Origin of the sequence: Rhodococcus sp. 15-725-2-2b (assembly GCF_002259075.1) — a bacterium.
Classification (GTDB): Bacteria; Actinomycetota; Actinomycetes; order Mycobacteriales; family Mycobacteriaceae; genus Rhodococcoides.
The window spans coordinates 1-21,424 of the sequence record NZ_NPFL01000006.1; the positions used below are offsets into that span (position 1 = coordinate 1).

Annotated in this window: 19 protein-coding genes; all 19 read right to left on the reverse strand. The window is 59.9% G+C overall.

From position 1 onward, the window contains the following. On the reverse strand, positions 1-93 hold a 93-nt coding region (locus CH306_RS05775), incomplete at its 3' end, for a sugar phosphate nucleotidyltransferase (RefSeq protein WP_256981115.1). Between the two features lie 136 nt (positions 94-229). Beyond that, entirely contained in the window at positions 230-1,147 is a 918-nt protein-coding gene (locus tag CH306_RS05780; protein WP_094645984.1) for a glycosyltransferase, read from the reverse strand. Next, positions 1,116-2,384 carry a hypothetical protein gene (locus tag CH306_RS28770; protein WP_143545371.1) on the reverse strand — a complete coding sequence of 423 codons (1,269 nt, stop codon included), beginning with the start codon at positions 2,382-2,384 and terminating at the stop codon, positions 1,116-1,118. Before CH306_RS28770 ends, CH306_RS05780 begins: the two co-directional genes overlap by 32 nt. Then, on the reverse strand, positions 2,381-3,001 hold the full coding sequence (locus CH306_RS29745) for a CatB-related O-acetyltransferase (RefSeq protein WP_094645985.1): 621 nt from the start codon (positions 2,999-3,001) through the stop codon (positions 2,381-2,383). Before CH306_RS29745 ends, CH306_RS28770 begins: the two co-directional genes overlap by 4 nt. Then, entirely contained in the window at positions 2,998-4,269 is a 1,272-nt protein-coding gene (locus CH306_RS05790) for an oligosaccharide flippase family protein (protein ID WP_143545370.1), read from the reverse strand. Before CH306_RS05790 ends, CH306_RS29745 begins: the two co-directional genes overlap by 4 nt. A 136-nt stretch (positions 4,270-4,405) precedes the next feature. Continuing rightward, positions 4,406-5,473, reverse strand: coding sequence for a polysaccharide pyruvyl transferase family protein (locus CH306_RS05795; RefSeq protein WP_094645987.1), 1,068 nt, complete (start codon positions 5,471-5,473; stop codon positions 4,406-4,408). Then, positions 5,470-6,357 carry a glycosyltransferase family 4 protein gene (locus CH306_RS05800; RefSeq protein WP_256981053.1) on the reverse strand — a complete coding sequence of 296 codons (888 nt, stop codon included), beginning with the start codon at positions 6,355-6,357 and terminating at the stop codon, positions 5,470-5,472. Before CH306_RS05800 ends, CH306_RS05795 begins: the two co-directional genes overlap by 4 nt. A gap of 137 nt (positions 6,358-6,494) precedes the next feature. Further along, the gene (locus CH306_RS05805) at positions 6,495-7,526 is read right to left on the reverse strand and encodes a glycosyltransferase (RefSeq protein ID WP_256981054.1); all 1,032 of its coding nucleotides are present in this window, start codon (positions 7,524-7,526) and stop codon (positions 6,495-6,497) included. A gap of 300 nt (positions 7,527-7,826) precedes the next feature. Further along, complete coding sequence (locus tag CH306_RS05815; protein ID WP_094645990.1) at positions 7,827-9,338, reverse strand: sugar transferase; 1,512 nt, start codon at positions 9,336-9,338, stop codon at positions 7,827-7,829. A 495-nt stretch (positions 9,339-9,833) separates the two neighbouring features. Beyond that, complete coding sequence (locus tag CH306_RS05820; protein WP_094645991.1) at positions 9,834-11,153, reverse strand: UDP-glucose dehydrogenase family protein; 1,320 nt, start codon at positions 11,151-11,153, stop codon at positions 9,834-9,836. Between the two features lie 158 nt (positions 11,154-11,311). Further along, on the reverse strand, positions 11,312-11,611 hold the full coding sequence (locus CH306_RS05825) for a hypothetical protein (protein WP_094645992.1): 300 nt from the start codon (positions 11,609-11,611) through the stop codon (positions 11,312-11,314). A gap of 51 nt (positions 11,612-11,662) precedes the next feature. Further along, complete coding sequence (locus CH306_RS05830; RefSeq protein ID WP_230596900.1) at positions 11,663-13,168, reverse strand: sugar transferase; 1,506 nt, start codon at positions 13,166-13,168, stop codon at positions 11,663-11,665. A gap of 254 nt (positions 13,169-13,422) precedes the next feature. Beyond that, on the reverse strand, positions 13,423-14,292 hold the full coding sequence (locus CH306_RS05835) for a sialate O-acetylesterase (RefSeq protein WP_256981055.1): 870 nt from the start codon (positions 14,290-14,292) through the stop codon (positions 13,423-13,425). After that, on the reverse strand, positions 14,289-15,506 hold the full coding sequence (locus CH306_RS05840) for a lipase family protein (RefSeq protein ID WP_256981056.1): 1,218 nt from the start codon (positions 15,504-15,506) through the stop codon (positions 14,289-14,291). Before CH306_RS05840 ends, CH306_RS05835 begins: the two co-directional genes overlap by 4 nt. A 4-nt stretch (positions 15,507-15,510) precedes the next feature. Further along, complete coding sequence (locus CH306_RS05845) at positions 15,511-16,782, reverse strand: acyltransferase family protein (protein ID WP_045197109.1); 1,272 nt, start codon at positions 16,780-16,782, stop codon at positions 15,511-15,513. 16 nt (positions 16,783-16,798) lie between these two features. Further along, entirely contained in the window at positions 16,799-18,037 is a 1,239-nt protein-coding gene (locus tag CH306_RS05850) for a lipase family protein (RefSeq protein WP_094645994.1), read from the reverse strand. Beyond that, the gene (locus CH306_RS05855) at positions 18,034-18,711 is read right to left on the reverse strand and encodes a YveK family protein (protein WP_052049840.1); all 678 of its coding nucleotides are present in this window, start codon (positions 18,709-18,711) and stop codon (positions 18,034-18,036) included. Before CH306_RS05855 ends, CH306_RS05850 begins: the two co-directional genes overlap by 4 nt. Then, entirely contained in the window at positions 18,708-19,952 is a 1,245-nt protein-coding gene (locus CH306_RS05860) for an alpha/beta hydrolase family protein (protein WP_045197116.1), read from the reverse strand. Before CH306_RS05860 ends, CH306_RS05855 begins: the two co-directional genes overlap by 4 nt. Positions 19,953-19,957: 5 nt before the next feature. After that, entirely contained in the window at positions 19,958-21,418 is a 1,461-nt protein-coding gene (locus tag CH306_RS05865) for a polysaccharide biosynthesis tyrosine autokinase (protein ID WP_094645995.1), read from the reverse strand. Between the last annotated feature and the right edge of the window lie 6 nt (positions 21,419-21,424).

The following is a 21,424-nucleotide window of genomic DNA, read 5'->3' on the forward strand; positions in this document are numbered from 1 at the left end:
TTTGTCGTAGACCGGGACCAGCTGCTTGCTGACGCCCATCGTGATCGGATGAAGACGCGAGCCCGTGCCGCCCGCCAGAATGATTCCCCGCATGACGGCAACTCCCTTGTCTTTGGATCTTCAGGTTGGTCCGAGAAACGAAATGCAGGAAATCCGGGTAATATCTGGAACGCTTAAGCCGCACCGTGACGTCGACAACCGTTCGGACTTGGCAGCCCATTAAGACTGGTTAGGGACTGTACGGCGGTGCATCAGACATTAGACCCCACCGCCTTACCTGCTTGAGGCGGTCCAGCCGTGCGCGTCGAGTAGACGAGGAAGCACCGCCTGCCACAGCCCCTACCAACGTAATAATGAAAAGCTCAAATCGCTGCAAAAGACTAACGACCCTATTGCGATGATACGAAGTTATCCTTATTGCCGCATCGGCTCGTGCCTGTTCAACCAGAGACCCGTACGACTTTTGGGAGGACGCCGAAATATGTTCGACCGGGGCGTGTCGCGCCACCAAAAGGCGTACACCTAAACTAGCAGCGCGCCTGGACAAATCGGCATCTTCACCGTACAAAAAGAATCTCGGATCGAACGGGCCCAATTCCGCCAGCAGACGACGATCTGCAAACAATGCGCCACCACAGACTTTTTCGACATTAACGACATCCAACGCCGAATCCATCAACGTTGAGGCAAACCTCCCGCGACTCCAGAGCCGAGTGACAGAGAAGTCCCACTGCATATAGGCGTCCGACTGCACTTTGCCATCTCGTTGCAGCCACCCACCGACGAGCGAACGCGGCTGCTGCTTCACCACATCGCTCAAGCGGCGAATACCATCTGGCTTTATAGCAGCATCCGGATTTAGCAACAGAACGTGATCCGCGTCAGAAATCGAGACCCCGTGATTGACTGCACGCCCGAAACCAACATTCGAGTCCATTCTATAAACGCGCACACCAGACGCATCAATAGTGTGCTCGACCGGGATATCGCTGGCATTGTCGATCAATATGACAGTTCCTGGAATGTTCGACTCTGAATAAGAAGAGGACACCGAATCAACGCAGCCCTTAAGCAGAACAGGGTCAGAGTTAAAGCATACTATTATCACGTCGACACTAGCGTTCCGCTTCACGATCAACCCTTTCATTTTCAGTACACTTGAGACCAATCAAACCGATACCAATTCCAAAAAGCAACAAAACTGGACGAATGTAGAGCGCATCGTAGAACAGTCCAGAAAAGATAATTGACAGCACAATAACTGCGCCGGCCCGGTTTACCGCGAAGGGGGACTTAATCAGCACTCGCACTGCTATTACCACAAAGACCAAGACACCGAGTAGCAAGCTGATGCCGAAATCCCAGAGTAGACTCAAGAATAGGTTGTCTACCGTGGTGAAGCCCCTGAATCCCAACCCACTGCTGAGCGCCTCAAGTAGAGTCCGTGCCCCTGACCCGAAGAATTTACATGTGCCTTGACAGCTCGCACTCCAATCATCGAAAACAAGTGCAGCGTAGTTCCGATTATCAAGCGAGGCTGAACCCGATAGCGTTGAGAAGCTGAATACCCGCTGAGTAGCCAAAGCATTCCAACCAAAAGTAACCGCTCCTAAAACTACAGCTGCCGCCAAAGGAGTGGCCCAGGCCGCGATATTCCCGATCTTCAGACCACCGGATCGCCCACGGATATAATTCGCCAAGAGGACAACAAGCGCCATCGCTACAGCGCACAGAACCGCAGAACGCGTACCTGATGCAAACACCGACACGGATACCGATAGGACAATAACGGCACGAATGAAATTACGGTACCGGCGCAAATCAGCAGAAAGCAATATAGCGCCCGCCGCGAGTGCAACCGCGACCATGCTTGCGGGAACAGGTTGCCCCAAAATTCCTCTAGCTCGAAAGACATCCTGTGAATACGCGACATAGTTATCCGTACCGAACATCCTGCCGAAAACGTGATCCTTGAAAAATAAATCCACGAGCATCGAAACTGACAAAAAAACTGACGCCCAAACAAGAATCGACAATGGCCGTTTCACAGAAAGCGCAACGCCAATACCCAAGACAATGGGTGCCCACAAGGTGACGAATCCTATCGGGTTCAGCCTCACTACCTGATTCAGGCAGAGCACTATAAGTACAAACACAATCACCGGACGCACTATTACGGTCTCTTTTTTAGAGACTACCCAAAGGGCTCCTGTTGCACCCAATGCCAAACTAGCCAAAGACAGGTAGAGCCACCCCTGAGTGACCCGCACGAAGTCTACAGGGACTAGGGCCGCCAACGTTGCAAGAAGGAGGAGACCAATACGTACAATCCTTCCGGGTACATACGAGCGCACCTGAACATTTAAAGACGCTGTCATCGTCAAGCCGTATACCCCTCCTTTGTAATCCGTTTCAAACGAGATAACGCCTCCGGCATGTCCAAGGCAACAAGATCCGAGCAATTCTGGATTACGCTCTCATCGCTCCAATCCCACCACCTCATCGTCATTAACTGCTCAACGACAACCTTGTCGAATCGCATCCTAATAATTTTTGCGGGGTTGCCTCCGACTATTGCGTACGGAGGGATGTCGCCGACTACGCTGCTCCCTGCAGCTACCACGGCTCCGTCGCCGATCTTGACACCCGATACGATCGTGACGCCGAATCCGATCCAGACGTCATTCCCAATCCGCACATCCCCTTTGCTAGATGGGTATCCATCGGTGCCAGCGCCTGGAAGTCCAAGTTTGTGTCGCAAAGGAAAAGTGGTGATTCGGTCTGTTGGATGATTGCCGCCCAGTAATATATTCACCTCAGCTGCTATCGAGCAGTACTTACCAATATGGAGAGATGTATCTGCGTCGTTGTCGTAAAGGTGAAGTATTGGAACGCCATAGCTGTGATCACCAATTGACACGCGGCCGGCATCGGTCAACCGCCGAAGCTGGCGCTTTCGATAGCGCACTGGGTCCACGACACGCAGAATGCGGTCAATCATGAGAGCACCTCATTGATATATTTGTTGGACACTACGGAAAACCAAATCGAAGATATCACCATAGCGCCAGCCCAGATAGAGATCTGGACCATCCCATTGCCTGAGATAATTCCTACACCGTAAGAAATCGCTACAACACACGCGAGCGGAAGAAGATAGCGCAATTCGAAGTCCGGTCGGCCTATTCCTGACAAGATATTCACTGGTGCAATAGTTAGGCAATTTGATCCATGTGCCACGGCAACCAAGGTCACTACAAGCAATGATGGCACGGCCCCGATTGCAGTCTCTTGAGCCAGGAATGCAACCACCGACGCGGCAGCCAGCAGAGGAACCGTAGCGAATATCACCAACTTCTGAACTCGAAAGAGCAACAGTCGCCCCTGCGACTTGTCGTTCAGCCTGCTTGAATCTGCGACCAGACCTGCGGCCAAGGCTATGATGATGATTTTGGGGATCATTATGAATCTAGTAGCTATGTCATATTTCGCAAGGAGACTTGGATTTCCTATCAATCCCAGGCCCCATCTATCGAGTTGCGTGATAAACAAACCCAGTGTTGCGACTAAAAGTCGGGTTTTCATAAAAAGGATAATTGTATTCTTCACAGATACGGACTCGTCGCGTCTGAGTCGCGGATCGTTGCGGGAGGGCTGCCCTTCGAGTGCAAATCCGATCACAAACTGCAAGAAGCCCGCAGAAATTATGCCGATTCCAAGCGAGACTATACCGAAGCCGGATTCGAGCGACGCTATAGTAGCGATCAGCTGAATGGACCCTCCCAGAAATAGAATCGCTGTCCGTCGCATGAAGTGGGATCGCCCCAATGCAGCCGCACCATAGACTATCCCAATACTTCGGAAAACACCGCCTACCGAAACCAACAGTATCAGGTGCGTAGCACTTGAATCGTCCGTTACAAGGTTGGCTGCATGAGCGTAGTGCGGCCAGACAGCGATAGCGACGCAGCCCAGCACAATTGGAGGAATCGCAGAAAGCACGCACAACGTGAGTGCAGTACGGAAGTCCAACTTATTCGCCCCTGCAAGCTTGGTAGCTAGTGTTGGGGTCCCAAAATCAAATACAATAAATATGGTCGACAGTGTTGCAGCCAGCGCCCAAACAGCATATTCTTCCACGCTCAAGTATGCCGACCCGATAATCGGAACAAACGCCACAAATGCGCTCGCGGCAATGGCTGGAAGACCCCCCTTCATCAGTCTGCCTACGAGAGGGCCGGGGGTGGTGGCTGGTGCTACGGGCTCCATGAGGCTGCAGTCTCTCCACTGATAATCCCGCTAGAAGGTAAAGCCATCTCGACTTCGACCTCTAGTCGAAAATCAACGTTTGAAGATAAAATCGGATAAGCTGCGACTGTATCGAGACGCTGGTTGGCAGTTCCGCTCATTCGATACCTACTCCACTAAAAGCTCCCATTTCCCGCATCTCTTGAAGCAGATGTTGACGAATCGGCGCAAGACGTTCGGCGGCAGATTGAACTGTCGATCTATATAGCGCGCGCTCTTCCGGACTTTCGATAAGCCGTTTGACTTGCCGCATAACCCTCACTGGCTCAAACATGTTGACGTTGTGGACATACTGTTCGAGTCCTAAATCATTGAAGGCACCGAATCCCTTTCTCTCATATGCCAGGTGAATCACAAAGTGGCCAGCGCGAATTGCCATAAGTGCAGCATGGAGGCGAACTGCAATGACCACTCTCGGCTGCCCCTCATCGGACATAAGTTGTGGACGGGACAATATCTCCCGGGGACCTACTGACGTCATTGCATCTGTATCGTCGTTTCCACCTGTGGCACTTTGGATATACCCATCGAAAACTTCAAGCTGACGGGCAAGATCTAGTACTAAAGGACTTATCTTTCCACGGACTGCTCGTATCGATAGGACTGGGGTAGCGAAGACGTCCGACCTAGTGCGCTGGAGCTTTATCATCTGAAGAAGGGCCAAGTCACTCGACCTGCTGACACCTGCAATGCCAAAGTCGCGCAAACTTCGATCATCACGGACGTAGAAGCTGTCGATCTTGCGCATGCGGGTGGAAAGTAATCGCTTGCCGACCGACCCAGCTGGTCCGACGCTCTGTGGCAAATAGATTGAGGGGGCGCGGGTCCTCGCTGCCGCGCTCAATTGCGGCCCGTGAACCAAGACTGTCTTCACAGTTTCGACTAGGAAGCCGCCCCTTAGATATCCCCCGCCGACCGCCACCACGAGATCAAACGAATCCAAGGATCTCAGGAACCGAAGGTACTTCGAGCTGTAACCGGACCAAGACACCCCAGAGTCGACTATTTCAACATCTAGATTATCGAAGGTCATCGGGTGGGACGCCGCCATAACGATTTTGACTGTGGATCCGAAGGCGTCTCGAATAAGGCTGAGTGTTTCGTCCACCAGCAATCCGTCGCCTGCGTTTTTGGCGCTATAGCAATGCAGAACGGCAACTTTCATTTCTTCCCTAACGCGTTATAGATTGATAGATGTGCGTCGACGCTCTCGTCCCATGTGTATGCAGAACTCCATTCACGACCTCGATCCACTACATTGGTCCGCCAGGTGTCGTCTGTCAGCGCGTCCTCGACTCCGTACGCAATGGACTCAGCTCCGTATCCTTTCAGGATCTTCGACGGACCAGCCACATCTCTCAGCGCACCACCGTGCGTCGTAAGGACTGGGGCGCCTGCCGCCATGGCTTCTAGCACGGGAAATCCGAATCCCTCATACCTGCTTGGGAAGACAAATAGCGCACACTGCTGCATCAGCGCGACTCGGTCGGTGTCAGATACGAATCCCAGATAGATGACGTCTGCATCATGCTGGATTGCTGCCATTTCGGCATCGTAGTTCCATGCAGGCTTTCCTGCTATAACAAGTGGAACTCCCATCCCACGAGCAGGTGCAAGTTGCATTGCTTTCACTAGTTGTTGAATGTTCTTGCGTGGCTCGATATTACCCACGTAAAGAAGATATTTTTCGGGAATGAGATCACGAACCGTTTTGCTTAGGGTCGCCTTTCGTCTGAAATTATCGACATCAATCCCGTGTGGTATAACCGTTATGCTTCCCAGCGATATGTCGAATACTGCAGCGATGTCGTCCGCACTGGACGACGAGACGGTAATCAACGCGTCCGTACAGTCGATGGCTCGGCGAACACGGCCTCGCCAGATCTTTTCCTGACTGGAGCTGCGTACTCCGTCTAGCCATCTACTTGCGACGCCGTGAACAGTAACGACTGATGGCACGCGTGTTTGAAGAAGTGGACCGGTATCGGCCACGTAGTGAATCACATCGCCGTTTCTGCGCGACATACCGGCGACGGTCTCGGACACCATGGTGAGTGCAGGGTTACTGAAGTGGGGTACAGCGTCGACAGTAACTCCCCGACGGGTAAGCCCATCCGCTAAACATCGAGCGTAAGTCGTGTTGCCGCCAACGTTTTTGTTCAGAATTCGGCCTGGCATTAGAACCCTCAATATCCACCCCCATACAATATTGTTAACGCCTGTGATTGCGCTTCAGACGTGTGCACCCGTACCGACTCGTCGGTGAGTTTGCGCGTCTGTTCGTGATACGAACTGTCAGAGAAAAAGCGATCAACTGCCTTTGCGACGTCGGAAGGGGTTTCGCCTGCGAATGGATAGCCCAGCCCAACCATCGACTCGACTTTGCGGGCAAGTATAGGGGTTCCGAGCGCCGCCGCTTCGAGAAGCGTTATTGGTGCGCCCTCCCATCGTGCGGTGTGTAGGTACAAATCAGCCGATCCGAGATGCTTCATGACGAGCGCGTTTGGTAGCCACCCAGTAACGAAGACTCCAGCCTCGTTTAACGCAGCCCTTGCTTCTGGATCTCCGTCTCCGATCCACGTCCAACGCACGTCTGACTTCGACTTTCGTGCGGCCTCTGCAAAAAATAGAGGATCCTTTTGAGGGGAGATTCGGCCGGCCATAACGACCTCAGCTTTGGCTCTATCAACTAGACATCGCTGCGGATTATGATTAATTTGCTCTACAATATTAGGTAAGTACTTGACCTTTGTCTGCCGCCCTGCCAGTACCGCTGCCTGAGCAGCCTCAAAAGGACTTATGGCGGCAATAGTCTGTCGACGGACACTAAGCGCCATCTCAACGATCCTGAACATCCATCGCGAAATTAGGGAGCAATCCTGTCGGAGGAACGCATATGCGTGTGGTGTGTAGACAATCTGAATGTCAGGTCCGAAGTCGAAGACTCTGAGTAGACCGGCGAAGCTTGAATGTAGATGGACGACCTCGGGTCGCAGATCCAAAATATGACGACGAGCAGCCAGAAGGAATCCACCGACCGAACCTTCGTAATTGACGGTTTCGATTGAGAAATCCGAATCGATGTCATGTGCTACGCGGTCTCGGACTATCAAGCGGTGATTGAGTCCCGGCGAATTATTGGCGTACCGTTGAATTGCTGCTTGCACGCCCCCGCCGTACGCCTCGGATACGTGAAGTACGATCTTTTGATCAGTCACGTTACGATTGTGAGGCTTCATTATCGAGCATCCCCCGACTTTCGTCGTTGTCGCACATTGGCGCTTGTGATCTTGCATTTCACGAAGTCTTTACCTTAATTCACAGCGCAGATAGCACTTTGACCACACTCATACGCGCGGCCACATCCGAGAGGCGAGGTACCGAATTCACGCCGAACATTACGACGTAGGTGTACAGCTTCGACCGAAGAAAGGCACGATGATGGGTTCCGTAACCCAGGAGTTCCCGGTGAGTTTCCGATAATCCGGGAGCGTAGTGATGATGGCGCGTCTGAATCATCAGTAAGCTCCATCGCTGTCAACGACGGCTCGTGCCGTTTTGGCGATGATCAACAGATCCCCCACCATCGACCAGTTCTCCACGTACGAAAGGTCCAGTCGGACAGTCTCTTCCCACGACAGGTCCGATCGTCCACTGACCTGCCACAGACCCGTGACTCCCGGCTTGACCAGCAGTCGCCGTCGAACCTCGCCGTTGTAGGTCTCCACCTCACGCCGCAGCGGAGGCCTCGGCCCCACCACACTCATCTCACGCTTGAGCACGTTGATGAACTGGGGCAACTCATCGAGACTGAAACGCCGCAGCACCTTGCCGACCGGGGTCACCCGCGGATCGTCACGCATCTTGAACAGAACCCCGCCGGCACCCTCGTTCTGATCGAGAAGGTTCGCAACCTGCTTGTCCGCGTCGACGGTCATGCTGCGGAACTTGATCATCGAGAACGGCTTGCCGTCGATTCCCATGCGCTCGGACTTGTAGAACACCGGGCCACGACTCGTGGCCTTCACCGCGATGGTTACTGCCAGCAGAATCGGTGAGATCAGCACCAGAACGAGAGCCGCGAACGTGAGGTCGAATGCGGTCTTGCTGAAGCGCGTCGCGCCGTTGTACTGCGGCTTCTCGACGTGGATCAAAGGAAAGCCTGCGACGGGCCGCATCACCAGTCGGGGGCCGGCCACATCGACGACACCCGGCGCGACCACTAAGTCGACGTCCTTCTTCTCCAGATCCCAGATCATCTTTCGGATGCCCTTGTGGCCGAGGTGCTCGGTGGCCGTCACAGCAACGGTGTCCGCACCACATTCTTCGATCGCGTCGAGAACGTCATGCTCGTCGCCCAGCACGGGAATGTCGGTGCCTTCGACATGAACCACGCCGTCCCGCGGAGCCTCGTAGCCTGGCATGCAAATTCCGACCACCGCGTACCCCGCAGACGCAGACTTCTCGAACGACTGCGCCATCGACACCGCCGCCGCACGGCTTCCCACGATCAGGACCGAGGTCTTGTACTCGCCCTTGCCGCGAAGTCGGGTGACGATCTTGCGCCAGGCCCAACGGGTCAAGAGCAGTGCGAGAAGTCCGACGGGTAGAGCGATAGCGAGGTAGAGCCGTGCGATGTCGATCCGGAAGAGCAGCGACGCGATCGCGATCACCCCGAACAGGCGGAAAGTGGCCGACACGATGCGGCGGTACTCTTCGGCACCGTTGCCGATGACGCGAGGCGATCTGGTGCGGAAGATCGCGAGGAACGCGATCCACAGACCGGCCAGTGCGACGGAGACACCGGTGTACGTCATGGTCGAGAGCAAGTCCGTGGTCTCGACATCCCCGAACCGCACGATTTGAGCCAGAGCAACGGACAGGATCACGACCAGTACATCGGTCACCCGCAGGCGTGCGATGTACTGGCGCTCCCACACGTGCCGCGACGTCAGCGTGCGCGTTGCCACCACGTCCGAACGACGGGGAGATCCCCAGAGAGAGCGGTGTGCAGCCCCGACAGTTGCCACGTGCTCCCCTCCTCTGCACTAGTACGCACGCCACCGGCGAGCGGATGAATCCGATCGATACCCATCCGCTGTGCGACTGGTATCGAATTGAAATAGTCCCATGCCGTTCGATGTACCACCACGCGAGCGGTACAGATCACAAACCAATAACAGCATTGACGTTGTTTACCACATCGAAGGTAATGCTGCGATCCGCGAGAACAATCGAACAGCGCCAGCAATTTTTCCGCCCAAAACCGCTCTGCGACAAGCGGTTTGAACGTGAACTGTGACCAGTCACAGGTATCGAAGTTGTTTTTAAGGCATTTATCATATAGCGCAGCGTGTGCTTACTGCCGATAAAGGTCCACAGCACCTCTCACGCAGGTAGAAGCGAGCGAAGTACCCAATACGAGCCGGTAACCGGCGTGAAAATTGGATTCCTTCGGAGATGCCCGGTAGTTCCGAAATTCATTCCCTTGAATGAATTTCGGAGAACGCCCTCGCCCACTGCGATCAGGGACGCCCCAACCCTCGGTAGTTCCACCCCGCCGCACGCCACTGTTCCGGGTCCAGGCAGTTGCGCCCGTCGATCAAAGTCTTGCTGCGCACCGCACCCTCCAGATCCTTCGGAGCGAGTGCCTTGAATTCCTTCCACTCCGTCAGCACCAGCACCACGTCGGCGCCCTCGCAGGCTTCGAGCGCGGAACTGCTGTAGGTCAGGGTGGGGAACAGTGCACGGGAGTTCTCCATGGCCTTGGGGTCGTACACGTTGACCGCGGCACCCTGGAGCTGAATCTGCCCGGCGACATTGAGGGCCGGTGAATCACGAACGTCGTCCGAATCGGGCTTGAAAGCGGCACCCAGCACGGCGACCCGTGCACCGAGGAGAGACCCACAGGCCTCACGCGCCAACTCCACCATCCGTGTGCGGCGTCGCATGTTGATGTTGTCGACCTCACGCAGGAACGTCAGTGCCTGGTCAGCGCCCAGTTCACCGGCCCGCGCCATGAACGCCCGGATGTCCTTTGGCAGGCAGCCGCCGCCGAAGCCGATGCCAGCATTGAGGAACTTACGGCCGATGCGCTCGTCGTGGCCGATGGCGTCGGCGAGCACAGTGACGTCTGCACCCGCGGCCTCACAGACCTCCGCAATGGCGTTGATGAACGAGATCTTGGTGGCCAGGAACGCGTTGGCCGATGCCTTGACCAACTCGGCGGTGGCCAGGTCGGTGACCAGGAACGGAATCTTCTCGTCGAGCAGCTGCGCGTACACCTCGCGGGCGAGCTCCTCGGCGCGTCCCGGACGGGCGCGATCCACGCCGAGCACCAGGCGGTCGGGTCGCAGTGTGTCCTTGACGGCAAAGCCTTCACGCAGGAACTCCGGATTCCAGGCAATCTCGACGCCACTACCGGCCGGTGACAGCTCACGCGCCATATGCCCAAGCCGCTCTGCTGTACCCACGGGGACGGTCGACTTACCGAAAATCACAGCCGGCTTGGTCAACAGCGGTGCGAGCGTCTCGACCACTGAGTCGACATAATTCATGTCTGCCGCGTACTCGCCCCTCTTCTGGGGCGTACCGACACCCAGAAAGTGGATCTCGGCAAACGCGGCCGCCTCCTCGTACGAGGATGTGAAACGCAGACGGCCAGCCGCGATATTGCGCTGGAGCACCTCCCGGAGCCCAGGCTCCCAGAAGGGAACCTCGCCGGCCTCGAGCTTGCGTAGTTTCGCCTCGTCTACGTCGACGCCGAGTACGTCGTGCCCCAGCTCAGCCATACAAGCCGCATGGGTGGCACCGAGATACCCGGTTCCGAACACTGTGATGCGCATACTCCGGCAATCTCCTTGGTTTCGACCGCAACCACGACAAAGCCGCAGTATCGGTACGACACTGAGTGCTCAAGGCAAACGACCGGATACACCGAGCTGAACTGCACATGAGCATCAGGGAGTTACCCCTCGAGCAGATGGTCAAACAGGAAGGGTGTTCAGCGACGAACGGGAAACTGCGGGTTCTCCGGTTCTTCGACGGCCTCGGCGCAGCGGTGGATGAAATCGCTCAATTCGGAGCGGACCTCGGGAGCGAGTAGATCCAAGGGAACGTCGGTGCCGTGGTACTCCGCGAATGCCGAGGTGTAGGCATCGACGCTGTCGGAGATCACAGCGTGCAGCGAGGTGGACCTGTTCAGATGAACCTTGGCGATCACATCGATGCGATCGGCCAAGAAGTCGTGAAACGTATTCTGCGCCATGGTCACGTCACGTCCGTTCTCCGAAACAGTTGTCATTGCGTCATGGTACGAACAAAACCGACCGTCCGCAGGGTGAGCGTCCGAAAACTAGTACGCGCCGTCGCTCTTGGCGACGGCGACCGCGGTCTTGGCGATGATGAGCAGATCCCCTGTCATGGACCAGTTCTCGACGTACGAGAGATCGAGGCGAACGCTCTCCTCCCACGACAGATCCGATCGGCCACTCACCTGCCACAGCCCGGTGATACCCGGCTTGACGAGCAGTCGACGACGCACGTCGCCGTCGTACGTTTCCACTTCGCTGCGCAGCGGCGGCCGTGGACCCACCACGCTCATCTCGCGCTTGAGCACGTTGACGAACTGCGGCAGCTCGTCGAGGCTGAACTTGCGCATCACCTTGCCCACCCGGGTGACCCGTGGGTCGTCGCGCATCTTGAACAACACCCCGCCTGCCCCTTCGTTGAGCGCGGCAAGTTCCTGTACGCGCTTGTCGGCGTCCTGCACCATGCTGCGGAACTTGATCATCTGGAAAGGCTTGCCGTCGATGCCCATTCGCTCGGACTTGTAGAAGATCGAGCCCTTGCTGGTGAGCTTGATGATTGCGGCGAGAGTGATCAGGACCGGTGAGATCAGCAGGAGGACCGAGGCGGCGAACAGGAAGTCGAACGCCGTCTTGCCGAATCGCTTCGCACCGTTGTACTGAGGCTTCTCGACATGGATGAGCGGGAAGTTCGCCACCGGACGCATCACCAGACGGGGACCGGCGACGTCCACCACGCCGGGCGAGACCACGAGGTCGACCTTCTTCTTCTCCAGATCCCACACCATCTTTCGCAGTCCACGATGGCCGATGTGTTCGGTGGCGGTCACCGCCACGGTGTCTGCGCCGGAGGTCTCGATGGCCTCGACGACACTGTGCTCGTCACCGAGCACCGGGATCTCGACACCGTCGACGGTGAAGGACGTGTCGTTGCCGGGCTCGTAGTTGGGTAGGCAGATGCCGACCACGCTGTAGCCGGCCTCGGGGGAACGCTCGAACGACTTGGCCATGGCCAGGGCCGAGCTGCGGCTGCCGACGATGAGCACCGAGGTCTGGTATCCGCCACGAGCTCGTTTGCGTGACACCACTTTTCGCCACACCCACCGACTGAGCAGAAGTCCGATCAGGCCGACGGGCAGTGCGATCGCGAGATACAGACGGGCGATGTCCAGTTGGAACAGCAGGGAGAGGATCGCGATGGTTCCGAAGAGACGGAATGTGGCCGACACGATGCGGCGGTACTCCTCCGAGCCGTTGCCGATCACCCGTGGCGAACGGGTGCGGAAGATGGCGAGAAACGTCAGCCACAGAATCGCGAGCACTCCGGATATGCCGAGATAGCCGATGACGGACCACGGTTCACGAAAATCGATCTCACCGAAGCGGATGATCTGCGCAACCGTCACCGCACCGAGAACGACCACCGTATCGGTGACACGGAGGCCCTCGGTGTAGTGCGTCTCCCATTCACGACGCGATGTCGTTCTGCGTAACCGTCGTGCATCACGCCGCGAGACAACCGAACTCTGCGCTTCCAGATCGCTGACTGACACTAGTTTCCCCTCGGTACTTACGCGTTGCCGAACCCTTGCGTGATCGGCACAGCTCCGTGCCACCCCGTCGTGCAGATTAGCTTTTCGTACTTATTGTGTCACTTGGTAACGGTTTGTTGATCGGCGAGAACCCGCAGGTCGTTACATGTTTCTACTGCATTAACCGCACGCGTCCCCCGCGTTGCCGAATTCTCCCGGAAGCCCCCATACCGGCCTTTGTCGACCACCTATTAGTGCCACATTCACCTCGTGTGTCAAGCATTGTCGGTCGAACGCCGTACGTTCGGAGAGATATCTGCGAAGGCCTCCCACATTCGGCGGCCCAGTTCCCGTTGCCCCTCGCCGTTGTAGTGGATCTTCTCGGTCTCGCTGTTGTACAGCCCGCGCGGACCCGGCACGTACGCCACTTTCGCCTTGCGCCGGGGAGTATCGGCATGCACCGCATCGATGACGGCGTAGTTCGCCTCCCCCGATTCGATCTCGTCGGGCACCATCTGGCCCACCACGAACGGAACGTCACCGAACTCGCCACGGAGCGTGTCGATCAGGCTGTCGAGCTTCTCCGCGTACACCGGCCCGGTCAGCAGCGGCACATCGCTCTCACCCTGATGCCACAGCACCGCCGCGAGCTCGTTGCCGGGCTTCGTCGCCAGCCCTGTTCGGATGCGCTGCAGTGCATCCCAGAACAGATTGACTCGCGCGCCGGTATCGGCCGGATCCCAGGCGATGCCGTGGATCCGCGCGAAGCCCGAATCACCGCGCGCATACGGAACCAGCAACACCGGCCTACCCGTCGCATCGGCGAGGTGCGCGGCGAACGTCGGACCGAAGCCGACTGCCTTGGAGGGCACCTCGTGAAACAGAGGATTGCTGCCCGCCACGATGGTGTTCTTCGACCGGCCCGACCCGGCCCACTGATGCACCCGTGGATGCGGCGCATCCAGGCCTGCCCCGTCCAATCCGACGCCGGCACCGTGGGCATTGGACTGGCCCAGCACGGCAACCACCAGATACGGCTCGTCGATCGGTTCCACCGGAATGCCGCGTCCGAGACGCTTCTTCACGACGTCTTTCGCTCGCACCTTCGCGTTCTGCCGAAACCCCATGACGCTCCCCCTACTCACGTGCAGTCGTTCTGCGCCGGTACCCCGGCGAAACGATCCCCTATCCACTGATTGACGGCGTCGCCGTTCACATCCCCGTGCCCCCGGCCCGCCTGACGATCGATGGTGATGATGTCTCCGTACCCGCAGGCCTGCTCGAGAGCCGCGTCGGTCCATGCCGCATCGATGTACGTATCAGCATCGCCGTAGGCCACCAGCATCGGTGCCGACGCCGGTCCCTGTGGCACGGCCATCGCCGCCAGTGCGCGCCGGAGGGCATCTGCGGCCGCATCGGATTTCGGGGCGAAGTCCTTGTCGCCCAGCCTGTGCACCGCGTCCTCACGGGCACCGGCCTTGTCCGGCGTGCAGCCGGTGAGCGCGGCCCAGTCCTGAGCGGCGTCGCCACTGCGGTAGTCGTCGAGGTTCAGAGCCGGGTCGCGTCGCGCCAACGACTCCAGTACCCACTGCAGCAGAGGGCCTTGATCGTCGGTCAGTGTTCCCGCGATGGCCTTGTCCACCAGCCCCACCATGTTCGCCCCCGGTGCCAGCGCGACCGCGCCGACCAGATCCAGCTCGGGAGCGTAGGAATCGGCGAGTTCGTTCGCCGCCCACGCGGCACCCCCGCCCTGCGATCCGCCGAACGCAGCCCACTGCGTACCCACATCGGGAAAGACCGTCCGCAGTGCCCGTACGGCATCGATGACGTCGTAGCCGGCGGTGATGTTGTCCAGGTACGCATGGTTGCCCGGATGCCCGAGTCCCTCGTAGTCGGTGATGGCCACCGCGAATCCGGCTGTGGTGTAACCCTGTACGAGCGCCGATGCCCCCAGCAGCGACGCGGACCGCGACGGAGCGCATGCCTGTTCGATACCCGTGGTGCCGTGGGCGTAGGAGATGACGGGCCAACCGCCCTCGGGTGCCTCGCCGGACGGGGTGAACACCGTGCCCGATACCTCGCGCTCGCCCACCCCCGGTTGCACCGAGCGGTACACCACCCGCGCCGCGTTCACGCCCGAAAGCCGCACCTGGATCGGCAGATTGGGCATGGTCTCGGCACTGACGATGGACCCGCTACCGGTTCCCGTATCCGCGATCACCATCTGTTGGGGGTCCGACCCGCGCATCACCGCCGCGAGGGCTCCCTGCACCTGCCCGGCGACGGGCACAACGACCGCGCACCCGGAAAGCAGGGGTAGCAGCAACAGCGCTGCCAACCACCGCCGCGTCGTCGTCACGTCACTACTTGGAGGCCTTGAACCGACGCGCGTACGTCAGACCGGGCTTTTCGATGAATCGATACGTCAATGACCCGAACGCGATACTGATCGCGCCCACCAGCACGAAGTTCCGCAGGAGCCCCAGGGGGCTATCCCCGGCCATCCACCCGAAGCGCCCCACCATGATCAGGATGGGGAAGTGCCACAGGTAGACGCTGAGCGAGATCATGCCGACGTAGCTCAGCGGTGCCCAGTCGGCACGTTCGGCGAGCAGCGACTTCTCTCCACGTGCCAGCGGCACGATGATGAACAGGATCAGCAGCGCCGAGCCGAATGCCACGGTGGAGCTCTGCCAGCGTGAATTGTCGTCGATGAGTTTCAGCGAGATCGCGGCGGTGGGGATCATCGCGAGTCCGGTCCACCAGCGCATCCTGGTGGCGATCGCGCCCTTCAGCATCCCGTTGTCGATCGCGACGAACACCACGGCGGCGAGCATCCCGTACGTGAAATTGTCTGCCAGCGACCAGAAGCTGCGGCTGAGCACCGCGACCTGGTTGGGACCCCAATCCAACAACTTCGGATCGGTGATGCCCGACGGCCCGACGAGCGAGGCGGTGTAGAGCTTTCCGGTGATACCGATGACGAACATGATCACCACCGGAATCATCGCCAGCACCGGCGCCGAGATGGACGTGCGCTTGCGGAGATAGAACGCGATGCCCGTCAACAGTGGCAACGCAAGGTAGAACGCGAACTCCAGCGAGAGCGACCACGACGGGTTGATCCCGGTTTGCAGCATGCTCGGAATGTACGAGTGCAGCAGCGTGAGATTTGCCAGCAGCGTGAGCGGATCGGTGAGGACGCCCAGACCGTTGTCGGTGAAATGCCGTTCGGCGACGGCCGCGTTCTCCACGAACACCGCGCGCATCACGAAGTTCGCGAACAGGAAGATGAACAGATAGGCCGGGAACACCCGAAGCAGGCGATGCATCGCGTAGCTGAAGTTGTTCGGCATCGGCTTGCCTGCGAACAACTTTCGTACCATCGGCAGGAAGATCAGGAATCCCGACAGCGCGAAGAAGAAGATCAGGCCCTGCCCCAGCAACCCCAACTTGTACGTGAGCACGGTCTGCGGTGAGTAATGGCCACCGACGTGGACCGCGAGCACGCACAGGCACGCGAAGCCACGCGGGCCGTCGAGGCCGACGATGCGCGCGGGACGCTTGGACTCACCGGCCACCGAAGGCGCGGGCGCAGTCGCTGCGGCTGCGGTGCTGTCTGGAGTAGCAGTCATGGGTACCTTCTTCAGGTCACGGCGCTGGTGGTGGTGCTGGGCAGAAGTTGACGGCCTCGGTACCGGCGAACCGGTCGCCGAGCCAGCCGAACGCAGCAGCACCATCGATGTCTGCGTGACCGGAATTCGGTTGAAGCACATACTGGATGGTGTCGCCTGCGGCGCAGCCGGCACCGATGGCGGTGTCGGTCCACGCCTGGGAGATCAACGTGTCCTCACCGCCGTAGATCACCAGCATCGGTGCAGCGGCAGGAGACTTCGGCAGACTCATCTCCCGCAGGTATCCCTCGAGAACCGCAGTGGCCTCCGGCGTTGCCGGCCGCAGATCGTCGTCGCCGATCTGCGCGGCCAGCGACGTACGGTCGGCCGCGAGGACGCCCCCGCATGCCGAGAGCTCGTCCCACTTCTCGGCGACGATGCCGCGGCGATAATCGTCCAGATCCAGCTCGGGATGGGCCTGCGACAGGCCCACCAGCACCCACTGCAACAGCGGCTTCTGGTCGTCGGTGAGGGTTCCGTCGGCGGCTGCGGCCGCCAGGCCGGTGATGTCGGCTGCCGGCACCAGACTGACCGACCCGACCATGTCGAGTCCCGCGCCGTAGCTGCGCGCGAGTTCGTTTGCCGCCCAGGCTGCCTGACCACCCTGCGAACCACCGAACGATGCCCAGCGGGTCGACGTACCGGGCACCAACTTGCGGGCCGCACGCACCGAATCGATCAGGTTGTTCCCGACGGTCCTCGCATCGAGGTACGGGTGATACGTGCCGTCCAGACCGAGACCCTGGTAGTCCGAGACCGCGACCACGTATCCGGAGCGAACCAGCGCTGCCACGATCTGTGAGCTTCCGAGCAGTTCCGGATCGGTCGACGGTCCGCAATCGTTCAACACGCCGGTGGTGCCGTGACCGTAGGCGATGATCGGCCAACCACCCTCGGGTGCAGAGCCTTCCGGGGCGAAGATGGTACCGGAGACTCGTTGGGTGGACCCGTCGATCCCGGACGTCGACGTGTACACCACTCGAGCGGCGATGGAGGAGATGGCGCTCACCCGGCGGTCCACGGTGAGCAACTCTTCCGCACTCTCGAGCGAACCGGGGCCGTCGTCGCTGTAATCGGCGGACAGGGTGGCCCCGACGGCGACGGACTGCGGATCGACCACCGGATCGTCCGAAGAACATCCCGCGGCGACCAGTACCAGCGCCAGGGAACCTACCGTTGCCGCTCTGCGCAGCAGCGTCGTTCGTGTGTTCGTCATCGTCTCTCCCCCGTGACCTGCTTGACCAGATGTTCGACCTGATCGCGATGGTCGATCGAATCCCGCGCGATACCGAGCGCGAGAACCAGTACGCCGCCGAGCACGACCCCCATGCCCGCTCCCAGCATCACGTTGCTCTTGACCTGCGGTGTCGTGGCCGCACCCGGCGTCGTCGCCGCATCCACCAGAGTCAGGACCGACACCGGACCGTCGACCCCCAGATCGATCTCCCCGACCAACTTGATGAGCTGCACTGCAACGGAATTGGCGATGTCCCGTGCCTGCTCGGCATCGGCGTTCACCACCGAGATGTCGATCAATGCAGAACCGGGACTCGGCACCACCGTGATGTCCTGCTTCAGCACATCGGGCTCGACGGGCAGGTCCTGGGATGCGATGACGCGTCGCAACACCTGCTCCCCGGTGGCCAGCTCGACGTACGACTCGACGCGAACCAACGCTCCTCGGTTGCCGTCGAGCGAGTTCTTGGGCGACGGTGGTCCAGGGGTGGTGACGAACACTCGCGACACCGCGGTGTACGAGGGCTCGACGAGATAGGTCGCCAACCACGCGACGCCCGCCGACAGCACCGCGGCGGCCAGGATCGATGCCCAGCCGGACAACAGAATTCGGCCGTAGTCCTTGAGGGTCGGCACACCGGTCGGCGCGATCATTTGTTCAGCTCGCACGTGTTGACCGGGCGTTGGCCGGCGAACATGCCCTTGACCCACGGCAGCGATCGGCTGCTGTCCAGATTGCCGTGCCCCTCGCCCTGATGCAGCTCGTACTCGACGAGGTCGCCGGAGTCACACGCGCGCTGCAGCGCCTTCTCGGTCCACGGTTCGAGGATCAGATCGTCCTCGCTGCCGTACATGACCAGAAGCGGTGTCGTCGAACCCTGCTGCGGCAGCGCCATATCCGACAGGTAGCCGCGTAGCCGATCCGTGGCCTCGGCGCTGACCGGCTTCAGATCGGCGGGCTCGAGCTGTGTCTGCAGTTCCGGGACATCGAGCGACCCCGGCGGGACACACTCGAGCAGATCGTCCCAACGCTCCTTCGCGAAACCGGACCGGTAGTCGTCCAGGTTCATCTCGGGATGCGAGATCGCCAACGAATGCAGCGCGTACATCAACAGGGGGTACTGAGCACGAGTCAACGTTTCGTTCGCGGCCGCGTCGGCCAGCCCCGACATGTCCGACACCGGCACCATCGCGGCCGTACCGACCAGCTCCAGGCCGCCGCCGTACTCACCGTTGCGATCGCTCGCCGCCCATGCGGCCATCCCGCCGAGCGAGACGCCGTAGGCCGCCCACCGCGTGCTGAGCGTGGGCATGAAGTTCCTGGCCGCTCGTACCGCATCGATCATGTTGTAGCCGAACGTCTTCGAGTCCAGGTACGGATGGTAGTCACCGTCCATACCGAGACCCTGATAGTCGGTCATCGCCACCGCGAAGCCGTTCAGGGCCAGAGCCGCCACGATAGGAGCATTGCCGAGCAGGTTCGCGTACAGCGAGGGTCCACAGGCATTGAGTACCCCCGTGGTGCCGTGGCCGAACGACACGATGGGCCAACCACCCTCGGGCGCAGTACCGGCCGGAACGATGACGGTTCCCGAGACCTCGGTCGGTGAACCGGTGACACCCGAGGTCGACCGATACACCACCCGAGTAGCGGTGGCACCGAGCTCGGTGATGTCGGTCGCGATGTCCTCGATCGGCTCGGCCGAGATCAGCGAACCAGGAGCTGTACCACCGACATTCGACGGCGGAGGCGGCTCCGAGGCCGGAGCCTCGGCGGTGACCGGAGCCGTTGGCGCGTTGGGCGGAAGAACGACCGACGGCTGCTGAGAACAGGAGACCAGCACCGCGGCGGCGGTCAGCACGACGCCGACCTGTGCCGCGAACCTACCTGGCATCGAAGCTATCCTCTGCTCGCCGAGGAGGTCGCGGTATCGCTCTGCGCCGGCTTCGGCCTGACCGATGTGGAATGGGCAGGTGCCGAGGACGGTGCAGTGAACGGTTCTGCGGAAGCGGGAGTCTCGGCGGCACTCTCGGTAGGCGTCGCGCTGCCACCGAGGAGGCGTCGGGCTGCGGGTTCGAAGGTGGTCACGACGCCGAGCACGGTGGCCCCGACTCCGTCGAGCACCTTGATCGCACGCCTCAGCTTCTCGCGCGTCGTGCGGCCGGTGCGCGCGAGAACCAGTGTGCCGTCGGACAATGCGGTGAGAATCGCGCCGTCGGTGACCTGGAGCAGAGGTGGGGTATCGACGATGACGTAGCGGTACTCGCCGCGCAGCGACTCGAGTAGCTCCTGAGCGCGGTCCGACCCGAGCAACTCGCTCGGATTCGGCGGCACCGGACCCGAGGGCAGCACCGAGACACCGCCGAACACATCGTCCTGGATGGCATCCTCGATGCTGTGCTCGCCCGAGAGCACCGTCGACAGGCCGCTGCTCTGGTCGATTCCCAGTCGGGTGCCCAGGGTTGCGCTGCGAAGATCGCCGCCGACGAGAAGCACCCGGTGCCCTGCTTCGGCGAGAACGGCCGAGAGGTCGATGGCGGTGCTGGTGCGTCCTTCGCCCGCGGCCGCACTGGTGACGGTGATGACGCGAGGAGGAGTTCCCCCGCCGAGGAAGCGAATGTTGGTGCGCAGAGCGCGGAGTGGCTCGCCCATCTTCTGCATCGATGCCACGGCGGCTTTGGGTCGCGTCGCGTCGATCGGAAGGCCGCCGAGGACGACGCGACCCGAAATCTCCTCTGCGCGCGGCCTGTCCCGAATCGAACGATCCAGAAGACCGCGAAGCAACGCGAGTGCGATGCCGAGCACGAAGCCGATGGCAGCGCCGAGGCCGAGGACAGTGGTCAAGCCCATGCCGATCGGCGAGGTCGGTACATCACCCTGATCGACGACGGTGGCACCGGCTGCTGGGCTGCCGCCGCGCTGAGAGGTTTCCAGTTCCTGTACCAACTGGGTCAGCTGACCGGCCACCGCGTTGGTCAACACCTGAGCGACGGCCGGATCGGGATCGGTGGCGCAGAGATCGAGCAGCACCGTCTTCTCGATGGGGGTCGCAGTGACACGCGAACGTAATTCGTCCGGGGACATCTGCAGCTGCAACTGATCGATCGCGCGTTGCGCAACCTGTGTGCTGGTTGCCAATCCGGCGTAGGACGTCACGCGTTCCTGTGAGAACAGGTTGTTCTGGTACGCCTCACCGACCGAGCTGCCGCCCTCCGTGGTGACGAACAGACGGGCGCACGCCTGATACTGCGGCGTCGTGAAGAACGTGTAGGCCCAGCCTCCGGCGATGCCGATGACCGTCGCGAGCGCAACGATCCACCAACCCGCGCGAAGAATTCGCCCGTACTCTCGAATCTCCACGAGTGC